This is a genomic window from Edaphosphingomonas fennica, assembly GCF_003034225.1.
Lineage (GTDB): Bacteria > Pseudomonadota > Alphaproteobacteria > Sphingomonadales > Sphingomonadaceae > Sphingomonas_E > Sphingomonas_E fennica.
Genome location: NZ_PHHF01000086.1, coordinates 46,044 through 63,309, shown reverse-complemented (window position 1 = coordinate 63,309; position 17,266 = coordinate 46,044). Strand labels below are relative to the sequence as shown.

The 17,266-nt window shown below is 68.9% G+C and carries 10 protein-coding genes; 7 read left to right on the top strand and 3 right to left on the bottom strand.

Going from position 1 to position 17,266, the window contains the following annotated elements:
- Window positions 1-99 precede the first annotated feature (99 nt).
- Window positions 100-435: a helix-turn-helix domain-containing protein gene (locus CV103_RS21870; protein WP_170112699.1), complete on the top strand. Its 336-nt coding sequence runs from the start codon at window positions 100-102 to the stop codon at window positions 433-435.
- A gap of 12 nt (window positions 436-447) precedes the next feature.
- Here the strand turns inward: CV103_RS21870 and CV103_RS21865 are convergent, their stop codons facing one another.
- Together CV103_RS21865 and CV103_RS21860 are read right to left on the bottom strand one after the other, a co-directional pair.
- The gene (locus tag CV103_RS21865; RefSeq protein ID WP_245897013.1) at window positions 448-657 is read right to left on the bottom strand and encodes a tyrosine-type recombinase/integrase; all 210 of its coding nucleotides are present in this window, start codon (window positions 655-657) and stop codon (window positions 448-450) included.
- Window positions 658-665: 8 nt separating this feature from the next.
- Window positions 666-893, bottom strand: a complete 228-nt coding sequence (locus tag CV103_RS21860) for an autotransporter-associated beta strand repeat-containing protein (RefSeq protein WP_107396226.1) — start codon at window positions 891-893, stop codon at window positions 666-668.
- 51 nt (window positions 894-944) lie between these two features.
- Here CV103_RS21860 and CV103_RS21855 point away from each other — a divergent pair, with 51 nt between their 5' ends.
- The 6 genes from CV103_RS21855 to CV103_RS21830 all read left to right on the top strand — a co-directional run bounded on the left by CV103_RS21855 (window position 945) and on the right by CV103_RS21830 (window position 15,374).
- Window positions 945-12,494, top strand: coding sequence for an autotransporter-associated beta strand repeat-containing protein (locus CV103_RS21855; RefSeq protein WP_170112698.1), 11,550 nt, complete (start codon window positions 945-947; stop codon window positions 12,492-12,494).
- A gap of 148 nt (window positions 12,495-12,642) precedes the next feature.
- Window positions 12,643-12,990, top strand: coding sequence for an ArsR/SmtB family transcription factor (locus CV103_RS21850; protein WP_245897012.1), 348 nt, complete (start codon window positions 12,643-12,645; stop codon window positions 12,988-12,990).
- Window positions 12,974-13,459, top strand: coding sequence for an SRPBCC family protein (locus tag CV103_RS21845; protein WP_107396223.1), 486 nt, complete (start codon window positions 12,974-12,976; stop codon window positions 13,457-13,459). The genes CV103_RS21850 and CV103_RS21845 overlap by 17 nt, the downstream gene beginning before the upstream one ends.
- A gap of 38 nt (window positions 13,460-13,497) precedes the next feature.
- Complete coding sequence (locus CV103_RS21840; protein ID WP_070933931.1) at window positions 13,498-13,908, top strand: VOC family protein; 411 nt, start codon at window positions 13,498-13,500, stop codon at window positions 13,906-13,908.
- Between the two features lie 135 nt (window positions 13,909-14,043).
- A complete protein-coding gene (locus CV103_RS21835; protein WP_107396222.1) occupies window positions 14,044-14,514 on the top strand; it encodes a carboxymuconolactone decarboxylase family protein in 471 nt (156 codons plus the stop codon).
- Window positions 14,514-15,374, top strand: a complete 861-nt coding sequence (locus tag CV103_RS21830; protein WP_107396229.1) for a sigma-70 family RNA polymerase sigma factor — start codon at window positions 14,514-14,516, stop codon at window positions 15,372-15,374. The genes CV103_RS21835 and CV103_RS21830 overlap by 1 nt, the downstream gene beginning before the upstream one ends.
- A 69-nt stretch (window positions 15,375-15,443) precedes the next feature.
- Here the strand turns inward: CV103_RS21830 and CV103_RS21825 are convergent, their stop codons facing one another.
- Entirely contained in the window at window positions 15,444-17,234 is a 1,791-nt protein-coding gene (locus CV103_RS21825; protein ID WP_107396221.1) for an acyl-CoA dehydrogenase C-terminal domain-containing protein, read from the bottom strand.
- Window positions 17,235-17,266: the final 32 nt, after the last annotated feature.

Sequence of the window (17,266 nt, the reverse complement as noted above, 5' to 3'; positions counted from 1 at the left end):
TGACCGCCGCGCCGATGTCTTCCTCGGCAGCATCCACCTCGCCGCCGCCATCACATGGTGGTTATGAGTCCCGGCCCTAGACCTCGACCGGGAGGCAGCATGGTCGATTTGCGCACGAGGTTCGGCAGACTGGTGAAATCGCACAGGGTGCGTGCCGGGCTGACGCAGGAGGCGCTGGCTGAGCGCGCCAACATAAGTACGGACATGATTTCCAAGATCGAAGGCGGGAGCAGCGGTGCCCGCTTCGCCGTTATCTCTCAGATCGCAAACGCGCTTGAGGTTGATCCCGCCGAATTGTTCACGCCCAATTTGCCTGCGGGCCAGCTTCAGCGGGCCGCGCTGACCGATATCGTTAGCCGGTTGGGAAGTCTCAGCGACAGCGAACTACGCTGGCTGAATGGCGTGATTGAAGCCGCATTGCGTCCGAAAGGCTGATCGTCAGGGTCTTTAGAGGACCACGCCCGCCGCGTTGTCGGTGAACATGTCGCCGTCCCGAACGTACCGAGCGAGCATGGCGTCGCTCTTATGGCCGGTTTGTGCTCTGATCTTATAAGTGGAAGCCCCGGCCATGGCGGCGCTCGTCGCAAGCCCGGCGCGTAGCGAGTGACCGGAAAAGGCAGCGGGATCGAGGCCCGCAGCCCCCACTCGTTTTTTCATGATCGTCGCTACCGCAGCCGCGCGCCGCTGGCCACCGTCAGCAGGCTGCTCGATGCGATCGATCCGTTCACGTTGAGCGTGCCGCCCGATACCAGCGTGGCGCCGGTATAGCTGTTGGCGGTGCCCGACAGCGTCATGGTGCCGCTGCCGATCTTGGTGATGCCCAAGGTGCCGGCGCCGTTTTGCAGATCGCCGGCAAAAATGGTGGAGCTGTTGTCGCCGCCGGTTGTCAGCACCCGTCCCGGGCCTCCGCTGGTATGCGCGCCTTACCGACACGGGGTTCCACAATGACATCGGCTAATCATGAGGCGAAGCGGCGGAGCACTTCCAGGGCTGCCTTCCGCATGCTGTGCGGCGCCTCGCTCTCGGTGCTGGCGTTGACGGGCTCCGCCGTGCGCGCGGCCGATCGCTATTGGGATGCCAACGGCACGGCCGTCGGTGTCGGTGGAAACGGCGGCTGGAATGTTTCGTCATCCCTGTGGAGCCCCAGCAGCGACGGGGTGAGCGGCCCTTATGGCGCCTGGACCAATGCCGGGCTGGACAGGGCGATCTTCGGCGGCACCGCCGGCACGGTGACCTTGACCGCGCCGATCACGGCCAATGCCCTGCGCTTCATGACCACCAACTATGTCCTGACCGGCAATGTGCTTACCCTGGCCGGCGCCACCCCGACGATCACGACGGACAATGGGGTCACGACGACGATCGCCTCCGTTCTGGCGGGCGGCGCCGGGTTGACCAAGGACGGGCCGGGCACGCTCAACCTGGAGGGCGTCAACCAGTTCAGCGGCGGCGTGAACGTGCTGGGCGGCGGACCGGGCTTCAATGCCGATGCCGCGCTGGGCGCGGCCGGAAACGGCATCACTCTGGCGGGCGGCACCGTGCTGACCAGCAACGGCACCGCGATGGCGGCCAGCCGCGTCGTCACCCTGGCCGGCGGGCAGGTGACGATCCGCGGCGCGGGCACGGGCGCCGCGCGCTATACTGGGGCTGGCGGCCTCACCCTCGCGGCCGGCATCACGCTCAGCAACGACGCCAATGATTATCAGGGCCAGACGCGGCTGAACGGCCAGGGCACCTATAATTTTACCTCGATCGCCGATCTCGGGCTGGCAAGCGCGCTCGGTGCGCCGGTGACGGCGGCGGACGGCACGATCGTCGTCAACGGCAACGCCACTTATTCGGCGAACGCCAGCTATATCGGTGGCGGCGACAGCTCCAACCGCGACTGGCAGCTCATCACCGGCGGCACCGGCACGTCCGGCATCAACAATCAGGGCAGCGGCAAGCTGACGCTGACCGGCAATATCAGCAACAGCCATGCCGCTTCCACGCCGCGCTTCATCTTCTTCAACGCCAACACCGCGGATATCGACCTGCTGGGCACGATCAGCAGCAACAATGCGCAGATCGGCGTCGTCTACGGCAGCACCGGCACGGGGCGCACCATCCTGGTGGGCGGCGTCAACGATTATGGCGGCGCCAGCACGATCCAGAATGTGACGGTGCGGGCCGGCTCGCTCAGGAATGCCGGCACCGCCAGCGCGCTGGGAACGGGCGCCAATGGCGGCATCACGCTCAGCAACGGGCGCTTGTCCTATATCGGCGCGGGCGATGCCAGCAATCGCGCCTTTGCCGTCGACGGCAACGGCATCCTCGCCAATGACGGCACTGGCGCGCTGGCGCTGAGCGGCGACTTCGCCTTCCAGCCGGGCGGTGCTGCGGACGTGCTGACGCTGGGGGGCGGCTTTGTCGGCACCAACACGCTTTCCGGCGGCATTTCCGGCGCGGGCGGCATCCTTGCCGAAGGATCGGGCCGCTGGCTGCTGACCGGCGCCAACAGCTATGTCGGCACCGTCACCGTGAACGGCGGCGCGCTGATCGCGGGCAGCGCTTCGGCCTTCGGCGCGCCCAATGCGGCGATCGTCAATGACGGGACGCTCGACCTCAACGGCTATGACACGGGCTTCACCGCGCTTTCGGGGACGGGCGGCACGGTTGCGCTGGGCGGCGCGACGATGACCGTGGCGGGTTCCGCGAGCAGCCGTTACGACGGCACGATCAGCGGCAGCGGCGGGCTGGTGAAGCGCGGCACGAGCACGCTGACCCTAACCGGGGCCAACAGCTATGCCGGCGGCACCACCATCAATGGCGGCGCGCTGACGCTCGATTTCTCGCCCGCAGGCGGGCCGGCCGCCGATATTCTGGCGAGCGGATCGATGCTCACTCTGTCCGGCGGCGTGCTCAATCTGCAGGGTGCTGCGGGCGAGGCCAACAGCCAGAGCTTCGGCGGCCTGAACGTGGTGGCCGGCAGCAACCGGATCGCCGCCGTGGCGGGCGCGGGCGGCGGCATGACCGTCAATCTCGGCGCGATCGGCCATAGCGGCGGGCTGGTGGACTTCACCCTGACGGGCGGATCCATCATCACCACCAGCAACACCAGCCTCGGCGGCTGGGCGACGGTGAACGGTGCCGATTATGCCAAGGTGGTGGGCGGCCAGATCACGGCCTTCACCACGGCGGACTATAGCGCCAAGGACGATGCCGGCACCTGGTTGAACGGCGAGTTCATCACCGACGACAACGGCAATGCCGACAGCTTTTACGGCACGGTGAGCGGCGATGTGCAACTGGGCGGCCTGCGCTATACGGTGGCCGATCCCACGCCCAATCCCAACCTCATCACCATCGCCGCCGGACGGACGCTGGGGGTGGACGGCATGATCATCGTCGCCGGCACGGTGGGCGCCAACAACCAGCGGATCGCCGGCGGATCGCTGACCGGCAGCGCCGGCGGCGGCGTGCTGGGGTTGCAGCAGAATGGCGGCGGCAATTTCACCATCGCCTCCAGCATCGTCGACAATGGCGGCGCGATCGGCTTCACCAAGGCCGGCACGGGGCTGGCGACGCTGACCGGGGCCAACAGCTATAGCGGCGCGACGACCCTGGCCGGCGGCACGCTGGCGGTGAACAGCATCGCCAATGGCGGCGTGGCGAGCGCGATCGGCGCATCGGGCGCGGATTCGGCCAATCTGGTGATCGAAAGCGGCACGCTGCGCTATACCGGTGCCTCGGCGACCAGCGATCGCGGCTTCACGCTCGTCAATGGCGGTCCGTCGCGGGGGATCGAGGTGAGCGGCGCGGCTGCCGACCTGCGTTTCAACGGGCAGGTGGTGAGCGGTGACGATGCCGGCTTCACCAAGACCGGCGCGGGCACGCTGACCCTTGGCCACGCCGCGAACAATTATGTCGGCGTCACCACCGTCAACGGCGGCACGCTGGCGGTGGCCACGCTGGCCGATGGCGGCGTCGCCAGCAGCATCGGCGCGTCCGGTGCGGAGTCCGCCAACCTCATTCTGGCCGGCGGCACGCTCAACTATATCGGCGGCACCGCCGATACCGATCGGGGCTTCACCCTGGGGGCGGGCGGCGGCGGGATCGGCGTCGCCGATGGCGGCGCGACGCTAACGATGAGCGGCGCGGTGATCGGCACGGCCCAGTTCCGCAAGGAAGGCGCCGGCACGCTGGTGCTGAGCGGCGCCAACAGCCAGTCGGGCGGCATCGCCATCAATGGTGGCACCTTGCGGATGGGATCGGCGCAGGCGCTGGGCCATCCGGGCAATGCCATCGCCATCGCCACCGGCGCCAGGCTGGAGCTTGGCGGTTATGACCTCTCCGCCTCGATCCTCACTGGCGCGGGCACCGTCGATCTTGGCGGCAACACGCTCATCACCGCCAGCGGCTCGGGCATCTTCGCAGGCCGCATAACGGGCACCGGCGGTTTCACGCGCGGGGCGGGCAGCTACACTCAGACCATGAACGGCTGCGCCAACGATTATGTCGGCGTCACCCGGCTGAACGGCATGGTCAGCGTGGATTGCTTGGCCGATGGCGGGCAGGCGAGCGGTATCGGCGCATCGGGCGCGGGTTCGGCGAACCTCGTCTTCGGCGGCGGCACGCTGGCCTATACAGGCGCATCCGTCTCGATCGATCGCGGCTTCACCTTGACCGGCAACGGCACGTTCAACGTGGTGAATGCCGGCACGACGCTGGAGTTCCGGGGCGTGGCAACGGGCGCGGGCGCGCTCGTCAAGTCCGGCGCGGGCACGCTGCTGCTGTCCGGCGTCAACACTTATAACGGCATCACCCAGATCGACGCGGGCGTCCTGCGGCTGGGATCGGCGGCTTCGCTGGGCGCGGGCAATGTCCGGCTGGGCAATGCGGCCGGCGCGGCGCTGGACCTGAACGGCCTTGCCGTCAACGTCCGCGCGCTGGAAGGCGGCGGGGCGGCCGGCGGCGACGTGCTGCTCGGCAGCGGCACCATGACCTTGACGGCCCCCGGCACCGGCACCGTCGATTTCGCCGGCGCGATCACCGGCAGTGGCGGCGTCGTCAAGGGCGGCACCTATGTCCAGACGCTGAGCGGTTGCGGCAGCAGCTATGGCGGCGCCACGACGATCCGGAGCGGCGTGCTTCAGGTTTCCTGCCTCACCGATGGCGGGGTCGCCAGCTCGATCGGCGCATCCGGGGCGGGGGCGGGCAATCTGGTGCTGGACGGCGGCACGCTGCGCTATGCCGGCGCTGGCGGCAGCACCGATCGCCAGTTCACCCTGGGGGCCACGGGCACGCTGGACGCATCGGGCGCGGCCGCGATCGCTTTCACCAGCAGCGCGCCGATCACCTTCCTCACATCCGGCACCAGCCATGCGCTGACGCTGACCGGCACCAATACGGGCAACAACCGCCTGGCGGCCGGGATCACCGACAGCGGCGCGGGCGCCACCTCGCTCACCAAGACGGGGGCGGGCACCTGGATCCTCACCCATGCCGGCAGCAGCTATACCGGCGTCACCCGCATCGACGGCGGCGTGCTGGGCGTGGACAAGCTGGCCGATGGCGGGCTGGCGTCGAGCCTTGGCGCATCCTCGGCCGCGGCCGCCAATCTGGTGATCGGCAACGGATCGACGCTGCGCTACACCGGCGCGGGCGACACCACCGACCGGCTGTTCACCCTGTCGGCCGGCACCACCTTCCTCGAATCCTCCGGCACCGGGGCGATCGTCTTCACCGATACCGGGCCGGTGACGCTGGCGGGCAACAACCAGGCGCGGACCATCGCGCTGGGCGGCACCAACGCCGACACCAACATCCTGGCGGGGTCGATCGGCGACGCCGGCAGTGGCGTGACGACGCTCGCCAAGAACGATGCCGGCACCTGGGCGCTGACCGGCAGCAACAGCTATAGCGGCCTTACCAACATCAATGCCGGCATGCTGTTCATCGGCGCGGGCGGCACCACCGGGTCGATCGCCAGCGCGACGGTCAACAATTCCGGCACGCTGGGCTTCAACCGCAGCGACAGCCTGACCTATGCGGGCCTGATCCAGGGGACGGGCCGGCTGGTGCAGGCGGGCGGCGGCACCACGACCCTGTCCGGCGCGAACGCCTATACCGGGGCCACCGACGTGATGGCCGGCCGGCTGCTCATCAACGGCAACCAGATGGCGGCCACCGGCCTCACCACCGTCCATTCGGGCGGCACGTTGGGCGGATCGGGCATCATCGGCGGCAATGTGTTCGTGGCCGATGGCGGCCATCTCGCCCCCGGCAACAGCCCCGGCACGCTCACCATCGCCGGCGATCTGGTGCTCGACAGCGGCGCCTTCCTCGATTTCGAGCTGGGGCAGGCCAATGTCGTGGGCGGGCCGCTCAACGATCTGGTCGAGGTGCAGGGCAACCTCACCCTCGACGGCACGCTCACCGTCTCGGCCCCGGCGGGCGGCAGCTTCGGCCTCGGCCTCTATCGCCTGTTCAACTATTCCGGCACGCTGACCGACAACGGCCTGGACGTGGGCAGCGGCCTCACCGTCCAGACGGCGGTGGCGGGGCAGGTGAACCTCCTCAACACCGGCGGGCTGGAGCTGCGCTTCTGGGATGGTGCCGCGGGCGGGCGCTTCGACGAGGTGGTCAGCGGCGGCAGCGGCATCTGGCAGAACAATGACGGCAACGACAACTGGACCGTGGAGAACGGGCTGGTCAATGCCGCCTATAGCGACGGCGCCTTCGCGGTGTTCGGCGGCGCGGCCGGCACGGTGGCGGTGGACGCGAGCCTGGGCGCGGTGCGCGCTTCTGGCATGCAGTTCCTGACCGACGGCTATCGGATCGAGGGCGATGCCGTGGCGCTGGCCGGCCCGCAGGCGGTGATCCGCGTGGGCGACGGCACGTCGGCCGGCGCCGGCATGACGGCGACCATCGCCTCCGGGCTTACCGGTGCGGCCCAATTGCTCAAGACCGACGCGGGCACGCTCGTGCTGACCGGGGCCAACAGCTATGCGGGCGGCACCGCCATCCAGGGCGGCATCCTCCAGATCGCGAGCGATGCCAATCTGGGCGATGCGGCGGGCGGCATCAGCTTCACGGGCGGCGCGCTCCAGACCACGGCCAACATGGTCACGGCCCGCGCGATCACGCTGGACGGCGCGGGCACGCTGCTGGTCGATCCGGCCACCAGCCTCACCGTCAACGGCGCGATCGGTGGCGTGGGCGGGCTGACCAAGGCCGGCGCCGGCACGCTGATCCTCGTTGGCGCCAATGATTATGCCGGCGGAACCACCATCGCGGCCGGCACGCTCCAGATCGGCAATGGCGGCACGAGCGGCAGCATCATCGGCGATGTGGCGAACGGCGGCGCGCTGGTCTTCAACCGCAGCGACAACGCCGCTTTTGCGGGCGCGATCTCCGGCAGCGGGACGCTGACCAAACAGGGCGCGGGCACGCTGACGCTGACCGGCGCCAGCAGCTATGCCGGCGCCACCGCCATCAATGCCGGCACGCTCCTGTCGCAGGCCGGCGGCGAGATCGAGGGCACGGCGAGCCTGACCGTCAATGGCGGCGGCGAGATGATCGTCGATGCGGGCGGGCGGCTCGTGGCGGGGCCAGCCAACTCCGTCATCGCCGCCGGCAACGCCAATACCGGCACGCTCACCGTGCGCAACGGGGGGACCGCGGCCTTTGCCGGGCTGGATCTGGCGAACGGCAATAACAGCAGTGCCACCCTGACCATCACCGGCGCGGGTTCGGAAGTCACCCAGTCGGGGATCGTCAACCTGGGGAGGATCGGCACCGCCGCCGTCCATATCCTTGGCGGCGGCAGCATGGTCTCGTCCGGCCTCGTCTATGTCGGCGGCCAGCTGCCCACGAACAGCCGGGGCGAGGTGACGGTTGCCGGTGCCGGCTCCGAATGGACGGTCGGGGGGACGCTCACCGTCCGCCGGGGTGCGATCACCATTGCCGATGGCGGCGTGGTGACGGCGGGATCGTCCGTGATCGGTTTCCATGGCGGCGTCGGCGTCAACAACCCGACGGCGGACATGATCGTCACCGGGGCGGGCTCCCGCTTCGAGACGATCGGCGCGCTGGCCCTCACCAACTCCGCCGCCAATGGCAGCCGGGCGACCCTCACCATCGCCGATGGCGGCACGGTGAAGGCCGGCGGCGGCACGCTGGCGATGGGGCCGGGGCAGTCCGTGCTCAACATCGGCGGCGTGGAGGGCGGCCCCGCGACCCATGCGGGCACGCTCGACGCGGCCGATGTGACGACCACGGCGGCGAGCCGGATCGCCTTCAACCATGACGACGCGGATTATCTGTTCGCGGCGCGGATCAGCGGGGCGGGCGCGGTCAGCCACAATGGTCCGGGCACGACGATCCTGACGGCGGACAACGGCTATTCGGGCCAGACGAGCATCAACGCCGGCGGCCTGTTCGTGAACGGCGACCAGTCGGCCGCGACCGGCCTGACGCAGGTGAATGCCGGCGGCACGCTGGGCGGCACCGGCCGGATCGGCGGCGATGTCGCCGTGGCGGCGGGCGGCGGGATCAGCCCCGGCGGTGCCGGCGGCGCGCCGGGCACGCTCACCATCGCCGGCGGGCTGGATCTCGCAGCGGGCGCCGGCCTGGAATATAGCTTCGGCCAGGCCAATATGGCGGGCGGCGCGCTCAACGACCTGATCGTGGTGGAAGGCGACCTCGTCCTCGACGGCACGCTGAACGTGCGGACGGCGGCGGGCGGCAGCTTCGATCCCGGCGCCTATCGCGTCATCAGCTATGGCGGCGGGCTGACCGACAACGGGCTGGCCATCGGCACCATCCCCTCGCCCGATTTCTATGTGCAGACGTCGATCGCGGGGCAGGTGAACCTCGTCAACAAGGCGGGCCTGCAATTCCGCTACTGGGACGGCAACGGCGCCAAGAATGACGGCATCCTCGATGGCGGCGACGGGGTGTGGCAGCGTTCCACCGGCAACGACAATTGGGTGGACGACGGCAGCATTCCCAACGCCAATTTCGCCGACGGGGCCTTCGCCGTGTTCGCGGGCGCCACGGGCACGGTGACGGTGGACGCCGGCCTGGGGCCGGTGAATGCGGCGGGCATGCAGTTCATGACCGACGGCTACCGGATCGAGGGCGATGCGCTGACGCTGGTGGGCGCATCCGGCGCGGTGATCCGGGTGGGCGACGGCACGGCGGCCGGCGCGGACCTGACGGCGACCATCGCCTCCGAACTGACCGGCGCGGCCGGGCTGGTGAAGAGCGACCTCGGCACGCTGATCCTGACCGGCGCCAACAGCTATACAGGCGGCACCACGATCAACGGCGGCACGCTGCGGATCGCGGCCGACGCCAATCTCGGCGCGGCGGCGGGCGGTCTGTCGTTCGATGGCGGCACGCTGAACACCACCGCCGATATCGCCATCAGCCGCGACGTGACGCTGGCCGGAAGCGGCACCTTTCGCACGGACGCGGGCACGCTGCTGACGCTGGACGGCGCGATCGCGGGCGCGGGCGGGCTCGTCAAGGATGGCGCGGGCACGTTGCTGCTGCTGAGCGACGCGGGCCATGCCGGCGGCACGGTGATCGCAGGCGGCACGCTGCGGATCGGCGATGGCGGGACGAGCGGATCGATCCTCGGCGATGTCGCCAATGACGGCGCGCTCGTCTTCGACCGCGCCGACCGGCTGGTCTTTGCCGGCGCCATCACCGGCGCGGGCAGCGTGGAACAGGCCGGGGCGGACACGCTCGTCCTGACCGGGGCCAACGCTTATGGCGGGGCGAGCCATGTCACGGCCGGCACCCTGCTGGTCAATGGCGACCAGTCGGGCGCGGTGGGCCTCACCTCGGTCGCGAACGGGGCCGCGCTGGGCGGGCAGGGCGTGATCGGCGGCGACGTGGCGATCGCCGACGGCGCGACGCTGGCGCCGGGCGACGGCGTCGGCACGCTGACCATCAAAGGCGGGCTGGCGCTCGGCGCCGGATCGCGCCTCTCGGTCGAGCTGGGCCAGGCCAATGCGGTGGGCGGATCGCTCAACGACCTGCTGGTCGTGGACGGCGATCTGGTGCTGGACGGCACGCTCGACGTGGCCGTGCCGGCGGGCGGCAGCTTCGGCGGCGGCATCTATCGCGTCATCAGCTATGGCGGCGCGCTGACCGACAACGGGCTGGCGCTGGGCGTCCTGCCGGGCGGCAGCGCGGGCTTCCTCCAGACCTCGGTGGCGGGGCAGGTCAATCTGGTCAACAGTGCCGGCCTCACCCTCAATTTCTGGGATGGCGGCGCGGGACCGGGCTTCGACGGCCTGATCCAGGGCGGCGACGGCGTGTGGCAGAACGGCCGGGGCAACCATAATTGGACCGAGGCGGGCGGCGATCTGAACGCGGCCTTCGCCGACGACGCCTTCGCCATCTTCTCCGGCGCGACCGGCACGGTGACGGTGGACGCCAGCCTCGGCGCGGTCGGCGTCACCGGCATGCAGTTCCTGACCGACGGCTACCGGATCGAGGGCGACGCGGTGACGCTGAACGGCCCGCAGGCGGCGGTCCGCGTCGGCGACGGCACGGCGGCGGGGGCCGATATCAGCGTGACCATCGCGTCCGAGCTGACCGGCGCGGCCGGGCTGCTGAAGAGCGACCTCGGCACGCTGATCCTGACCGGCGCCAACAGCTATGCCGGCGGCACGACGATCAACGGCGGCACGCTGCGGATCGCGGCCGACGCCAATCTCGGCGCGGCGGCGGGCGGGGTTCGCCTCGACGGCGGCACGCTCCACACCACCGCCGATATCGTCAGCAGCCGTGCTTTCGATATCGCGGCCACGGGCGGGCTGATCGTCGATGACGGGACGACCCTGGCGCTGGACGGGGCGATCACCGGCGCGGGCACGCTCACCAAGCAGGGCACGGGCACGCTGCGGCTCGACGGCGACGGCGCGGCCTTTGCGGGCGGCATGCGCATCGCCGCCGGCAGCCTGCGGGTGGACGGCCGGATCGGCGGCGCGTTGGAGGTGCTGGACGGGGCGCGGCTGGAAGGCATCGGCACGGTGGGCGCCACCACCAACCGGGCGGGCGGCGTGATCGCCCCCGGCGGAGACGGCATCGGCCGGCTGACGATCGCGGGCGACTATGCCGGCGACGGCGGCCGGCTGGAGATCGACGCCGTGCTGGGCGACGACGGATCGGCCGCCGACCGGCTGGTGGTGACGGGGGCGACCTCCGGCACGACCATCGTGACCGTCGCCAACCGGGGCGGGCCGGGCGCGCAGACCGCGAACGGCATCAAGATCGTCGAGGTGGGCGGCGCGTCCGACGGCCGGTTCCAGTTGCAGGGCGATTATCTGTTCCAGGGCCAGCAGGCGGTGGTGATCGGGGCCTATGGCTACCGGCTCTACCAGAACGGCATCACCGATCCGGCCGATGGCGACTGGTATCTGCGCTCGGCGCTGACCAACCCGGTCGATCCCGTCGACCCCGTCGATCCGGTGGACCCCGTCGATCCGGTGGACCCTGTCGATCCGGTGGACCCGGTCGATCCGGGCGTGCCGACCCAGCCGATCTACCAGCCCGGCGTGCCGGTCTATGAAGGCTATGCCCAGACCTTGCAGGCGCTGAACGGCCTGCCGACCTTGCAGCAGCGCGTCGGCAATCGCAGCTGGTCCGGCGCGTCGATCGCGGGCCATGCCATCTGGGGCCGGATGGAAAGCGCGCGGCACCGGCCGGACGCGGCCTCCTCGACCAGCGCCACCGACCTCGATGTCGATAGCTGGAAGATGCAGATGGGCGTGGACGCCACGCTGGCCGAGCGGGCGGATGGCGCGGCGCTGGTCGCCGGGCTGACCGTGCATTATGGCGAGGCGAAGGGCCATGCCGCGTCCCTCTTCGGCCGTGGCACGATCGACACCGATGCGCGCGGCCTGGGCGCGACGTTGAGCTGGTATGGTCCGCGCGGCTTTTATGTCGATGGCCAGGCGCAGTGGAACTGGTTCGACAGCGACCTGAAGTCGGACACGCTCGGCCGCCTCGTCAGCGGCAATGACGGCCGGGGCCAGGCGTTCAGCCTCGAAATCGGCAAGCGTTCGATCGTGGGCGGCGGGTTCACTCTCACCCCGCAGGCGCAGATGGTCTACGCCCATGTCGGCTTCGATCGCTTCACCGATCCGGTGGGCGCGGAGATCGCCGACGGCAAGGGCGCCAGCCTCAAGACGCGCTGGGGCCTGTCGATCGACCATCAGGCAAGCCGGGACGCCGGTGGCACCGCGCGGCGCAGCCATGTCTACGGGCTGCTCAACCTCTCCTATGAGTGGCTGGACGGCACGGACGTCGCCGTTTCGGGCACGCGCATCGGCCGCCGCGACGATCGGCTGTGGAGCGAGATCGGGCTGGGTGGCAGCTATGGCTGGAACGATCGCGTGACGATCTTCGGCGAGGTCACCGGCAATACGCCGCTGGCGAATTTCGGCGACGGCTACACGCTGAAGGCCAATGCCGGCGTGCGCCTGCGGTTCTGAGGGAGAAGGGAGGCGGCCCTTCGATAGGTCGCCGGGCATGGCGGCTGTTTCGGCCGGAATGCCCATGCGGGGAGGGACATTCCGGTCCCTCGCCTTGACAAGGCGCGGTCCTTATTTAATCATCTTGTTAAATAAGGACCGCGCCTCCGTGACAGACGACATGCTCTCCGCCCAGTTCGCCGCGCTTGCGGACCCCACGCGCCGGGCCATCCTGGCGCGGCTCAGCCAGGGCGAGGCGTCCGTGAACGATCTCGCCGCCCCCTTTGCCGTGAGCCTTCCTGCGATTTCCCGCCACCTCAAGGTTCTGGAAAATGCGGGGCTCATCTGCCGCAGCCGCACCGCGCAGCGCCGTCCCGCCTGCCTGGACCCCCATGCGTTGAGGGGGATCGCCGACTGGATCGAGCAGTATCGTCCTTTCTGGGAAGCAGGCTTCGACCGGCTCGACGGCTATCTCGAGCAGCTTCAGGCAGGCGACGGCGATGGCCCGCGCCACTGAGGGCGAAGGTGCAGGCTCGCCGGGCCGGCTTTGCATTACGCGGATCTTCGATGCGCCCCGCGAACTGGTGTGGCGGGCATGGACGCGCCCGGAGATGCTGATCGCCTGGTACGGGCCGCCCGACTGGCCCGCCGTTCATATCGAGCAGGATTTGAGCCCCGGCGGCCGCTGGCGGGCCTGCTTGAGGTCGCCCGCCGACGGCCGCGTCCTGTGGCAGGGCGGACGCTATTGCGAGGTCGTTCCGCCCGAGAAACTGGTGTTCACGTTCAAATGGGAAAGCGACGATCACGAAGACGGCGCGCCCGTGGATACCCTCGTCACCGTTCTGCTGCGTGAGCTTCCCGGCGGGCGCACGCGGATGGATTTCCTGCAGACGGGACTGAAATCGGAAACCAGCGTCGGCGGACATCACCATGGCTGGACGACGAGCTTCGACCGCCTCGAACATTGGCTGCACGCGGACGGATAAACGCAAGGCAAATTCCACGTCACTGGGAAGGAGAGGCCATGACCAGGATGATCTTCATCAACCTGCCGGTCAGCGATCTGGCGCGGTCCACCCGCTTCTACGAGGCGATCGGCTGCACGAGGAACGCGCAGTTCAGCAATGACGAGGCGTCCTCGATGGTCTGGTCCGATCAGATTTTCTTCCACCTGCTGACGCGCGATTATTTCGCGACATTCACCTCCAAGCAAATCCCGGATGCACAGGCCACATGCCAGGTGCTGCTCTGCATTTCCCAGGACAGCCGCGAGGCTGTCGACGGCATGGTGGCCGCCGCTGTCGCCGCCGGTGGCAAAGCCGATCCCCGCGAGCCGATGGACCTGGATTTCATGTATAATCGCGCGCTCGAAGACCCGGATGGACATGTTTTCGAACTGGTATGGATGAACCCGGACGCCGCCCCGGCTGAATGAACGGGCCCCGCATATCGTCTGACCAAGGGGCTCGGCTCGAAAAGCGAGGGGCCGCCAGCGGATTTTTTTCGCGTCTATGTCACACGCATCGACGCTCGCTCGTCATGCACCGGAACCAATGAAAGGAACCGGAACATGACTGCCAAGCTCAATCCCTATGCCGTGGCGCCTCAGCTGATGAAGAACTGGATGGGCACGTCGATGGCGGTGGCCGCCAGCCTCGAATCCAGCCTGATCGAGCTGGTGAAGATCCGCGCCTCGCAGATCAACGGCTGCGCCAACTGCATCAACATGCACACGGCAGAAGCGCGCGCAAAGGGCGAGACCGAACAGCGCATCTATCTCCTCTCGGCCTGGCGGGAGGCGCCCTGCTATACCGACCGGGAACGGGCGGCGCTCGGCTGGACGGATGCGCTGACCCGGCTTTCCGAAGGGCACGCGCACGAGGGCGCCTATGAAGCGCTGCGGGCGCAGTTCACGGAGGAGGAGCAGGTGAACCTTACCCTGATGATCAATGTCATCAACGGCTGGAACCGCCTGGCCGTGGGCTTCGGCCTGTGGATCGAGCCGGAAGCCGCCAAGGCGCTGCAGAAGGCGGCCGCCTGATGGCCGATGCGGCCGTATATGGGGATGCGGCGGCGAGCTTCGATCCGCTGCGCCCCCGGCTGCTGCGTGTTGCCTACCGCATGCTCGGCTCGGTCGCCGATGCCGAGGATGCGGTGCAGGAGGCGTTCATCCGCTGGATGGGGGCCGACCGCGCCGAGGTGCGCGAGCCCGAAGCCTTCCTCCGCCGCACGGTGACGCGCCTCTGCCTCGATCAGCTCAAGTCCGCGCGGCATAACCGCGAAACCTATGTCGGCCCCTGGCTTCCCGATCCGATCGTGGAGGAGGAGGAAGGGGAGGATGTTACCCTGCCGCTGATGCTGGCGCTCGAGCGGCTCTCCCCGTTGGAGCGCGCGGCCTTCCTGCTCCACGACGTGTTCGGGCAGGGCTTCGATGAGGTGGCGGCGACGATCGGCCGCGATCCCGCCGCCTGCCGCCAGCTTGCCGCCCGCGCCCGCGTCCATGTGCGGGAAGCGCGGCCCCGCTTCCATGTGGAGAAGGAGCGCGGGCTGGAGATCGCCACCGCCTTCTTCGCGGCATCGCGCAGCGGCGACATGGCAGGGCTGGGGGCGATGCTGGCGGCGGACGTCAGCCTCCACGCGGATGGCGGCGGCAAGCGGCCGGCGGCGGCGGCACCGATCTTCGGCTTCGACCTGGTGATGAAGGTGCAGAAATCGCTGGCGGTGCTGTTCGGGAAACATGGATCGGAACTGATCCGCACCTGCTTCGTCAACGGCCTTCCCGGTTTCGTCACGCGCGAGGCCGACGGCGAATTGCAGACCACGGCGCTGGAGATCGAGGACGGCAAGATCGTCGCCATCTATGTGATGCGGAACCCGGACAAGCTCCGCCATCTGCATTGAGGTGGCCGCCATTTCCCTGCCGTTGCGGCGGCCTTAGCGGGATTGCCCGCCACGGCCGCCGCAACGCGATCAGAAGGCGGCTTCGTCCAGCCCCATCATCGATTTCTTGCCGGCCTTGATCGCCAGGAAGCAGGCGGAGGTCTGCGGCAGGATGCGATCGAAGAAGAAGGCCGCCGTCGCGATCTTCGCCTGGTAGAAGGCGGCGTCGTTACCGCCCTCGGCAAGCTTCGCGGCGGCGATCTTGGCTGCCTTGGCGAAGCAGTAGCCCATGGCCACGAGGCCCAGCAGGCGGAGATAGTCGGTCGCCGCGGCGGCCGCTTCCTCCGGGTCCTTCATGCCCTTTTCCGCGATCTTGGCGGTCGAAAGCTGCAGCGCGCCGAACGCCTGCTGCAGGCCTTCCACCATCCGCTTCAGCGGGCCTTCGCCGCCATTCTCCTCGATGAAGGCCGAAACGGGGTGGAAGAAGGTGCGCAGCAGCCGGCCCATATTGGCGGGCAGCTTGCGGCCGACGAGGTCCAGCGCCTGGATGCCGTTGGTGCCTTCGTAGATCATGGTGATCCGCGCATCGCGGGCATATTGCTCCACGCCGCTCTCGCGGATGTAGCCATGGCCGCCATAGGTCTGCACGGCGAGGTTCGCGGTTTCGAAGCCGTAATCGGTGAACAGCGCCTTCACCACCGGGGTCATCAGCGCCACGAAGTCCGCGGCATGCTGGCGCACCTCGGCGTCCTCGGAATGGCGCTCCGCATCGATCGCGCGGGAAACCCAGTTGCCCACGGCGCGGCAGCCCTCGTTATAGGCCCGCATCGTCATCAGCATCCGGCGCACGTCCGGGTGCACGATGATCGGATCGGCCGCCAGGTCCGGGCGCTTCGGGCCGGAAAGCGAACGGCCCTGGATGCGCTCCCGGGCATACCATACCGCCGCCTGATAGGCCGCTTCGCCCACGCCAAGGCCCTGCACGCCCACGGAGACGCGCTCCGTGTTCATCATCGTGAACATCGCTTCCATGCCCTTGTTGGGCGCGCCCACCAGCCAGCCGGTCGAATCCTCGAAGTTCATCTGGCAGGTCGCCGATGCCTTCAGGCCCATCTTGTGCTCGATATTGGCGCAGGAAACGCCGTTGGCCTGGCCCGGCGTGCCATCCGCCCTGGGCAGATATTTCGGCACCAGGAACAGGCTGATCCCCTTAACGCCCCTGGGCGCATCGGGCAGGCGGGCCAGCACGAGGTGGATGATGTTCTCGGTCAGGTCATGGTCGCCCGCCGAAATGAAGATCTTGGAACCCGTTATCCTGTAGCTGCCGTCCGCCTGCGGCACCGCCTTGGTGCGCAGCAGGCCCAGATCGGTGCCGCAATGCGCCTCCGTCAGGCACATGGTGCCGGTCCATTCGCCGCTCACCATCTTCGGTAGATAGGCCTGCTTCAGCTCGTCGGCGGCGTGGCTTTCGATCGCGGTGGTCGCGCCGTGGGTCAGGCCCGGATAGAGGCCGAAGGAGATGTTGGCCCCGCAGATCATCTCCTCGACCAGCTTGTTCACCGTTTCCGGCAGGCCCTGGCCGCCCCATTCCGGGTCGGCGGCCAGCGCCGTCCAGCCGCCTTCGCGGAAGGCACTATAGGCTTCGCGGAAACCGGCCGGCGTGCGGACGACGCCATTGTCGATATGGCAGCCTTCCTCGTCGCCCGAACGGTTGATCGGCAGCAGCACCTCGCGGGCGAAGCGGGCGGCTTCCTCCAGCACCGCATCGGTCAGGTCCGGCGTGAATTCGGCCAGCGCCGGCAGATCGCCGAAGCCGTCATCCTGGTGCAGTTCGTTGAGGACGAAGCGCATGTCGCGCAGCGGAGCGTCATAGACTTGCATCTGTATCTTCCCAGTGGCCGGGGCGGCCGGCT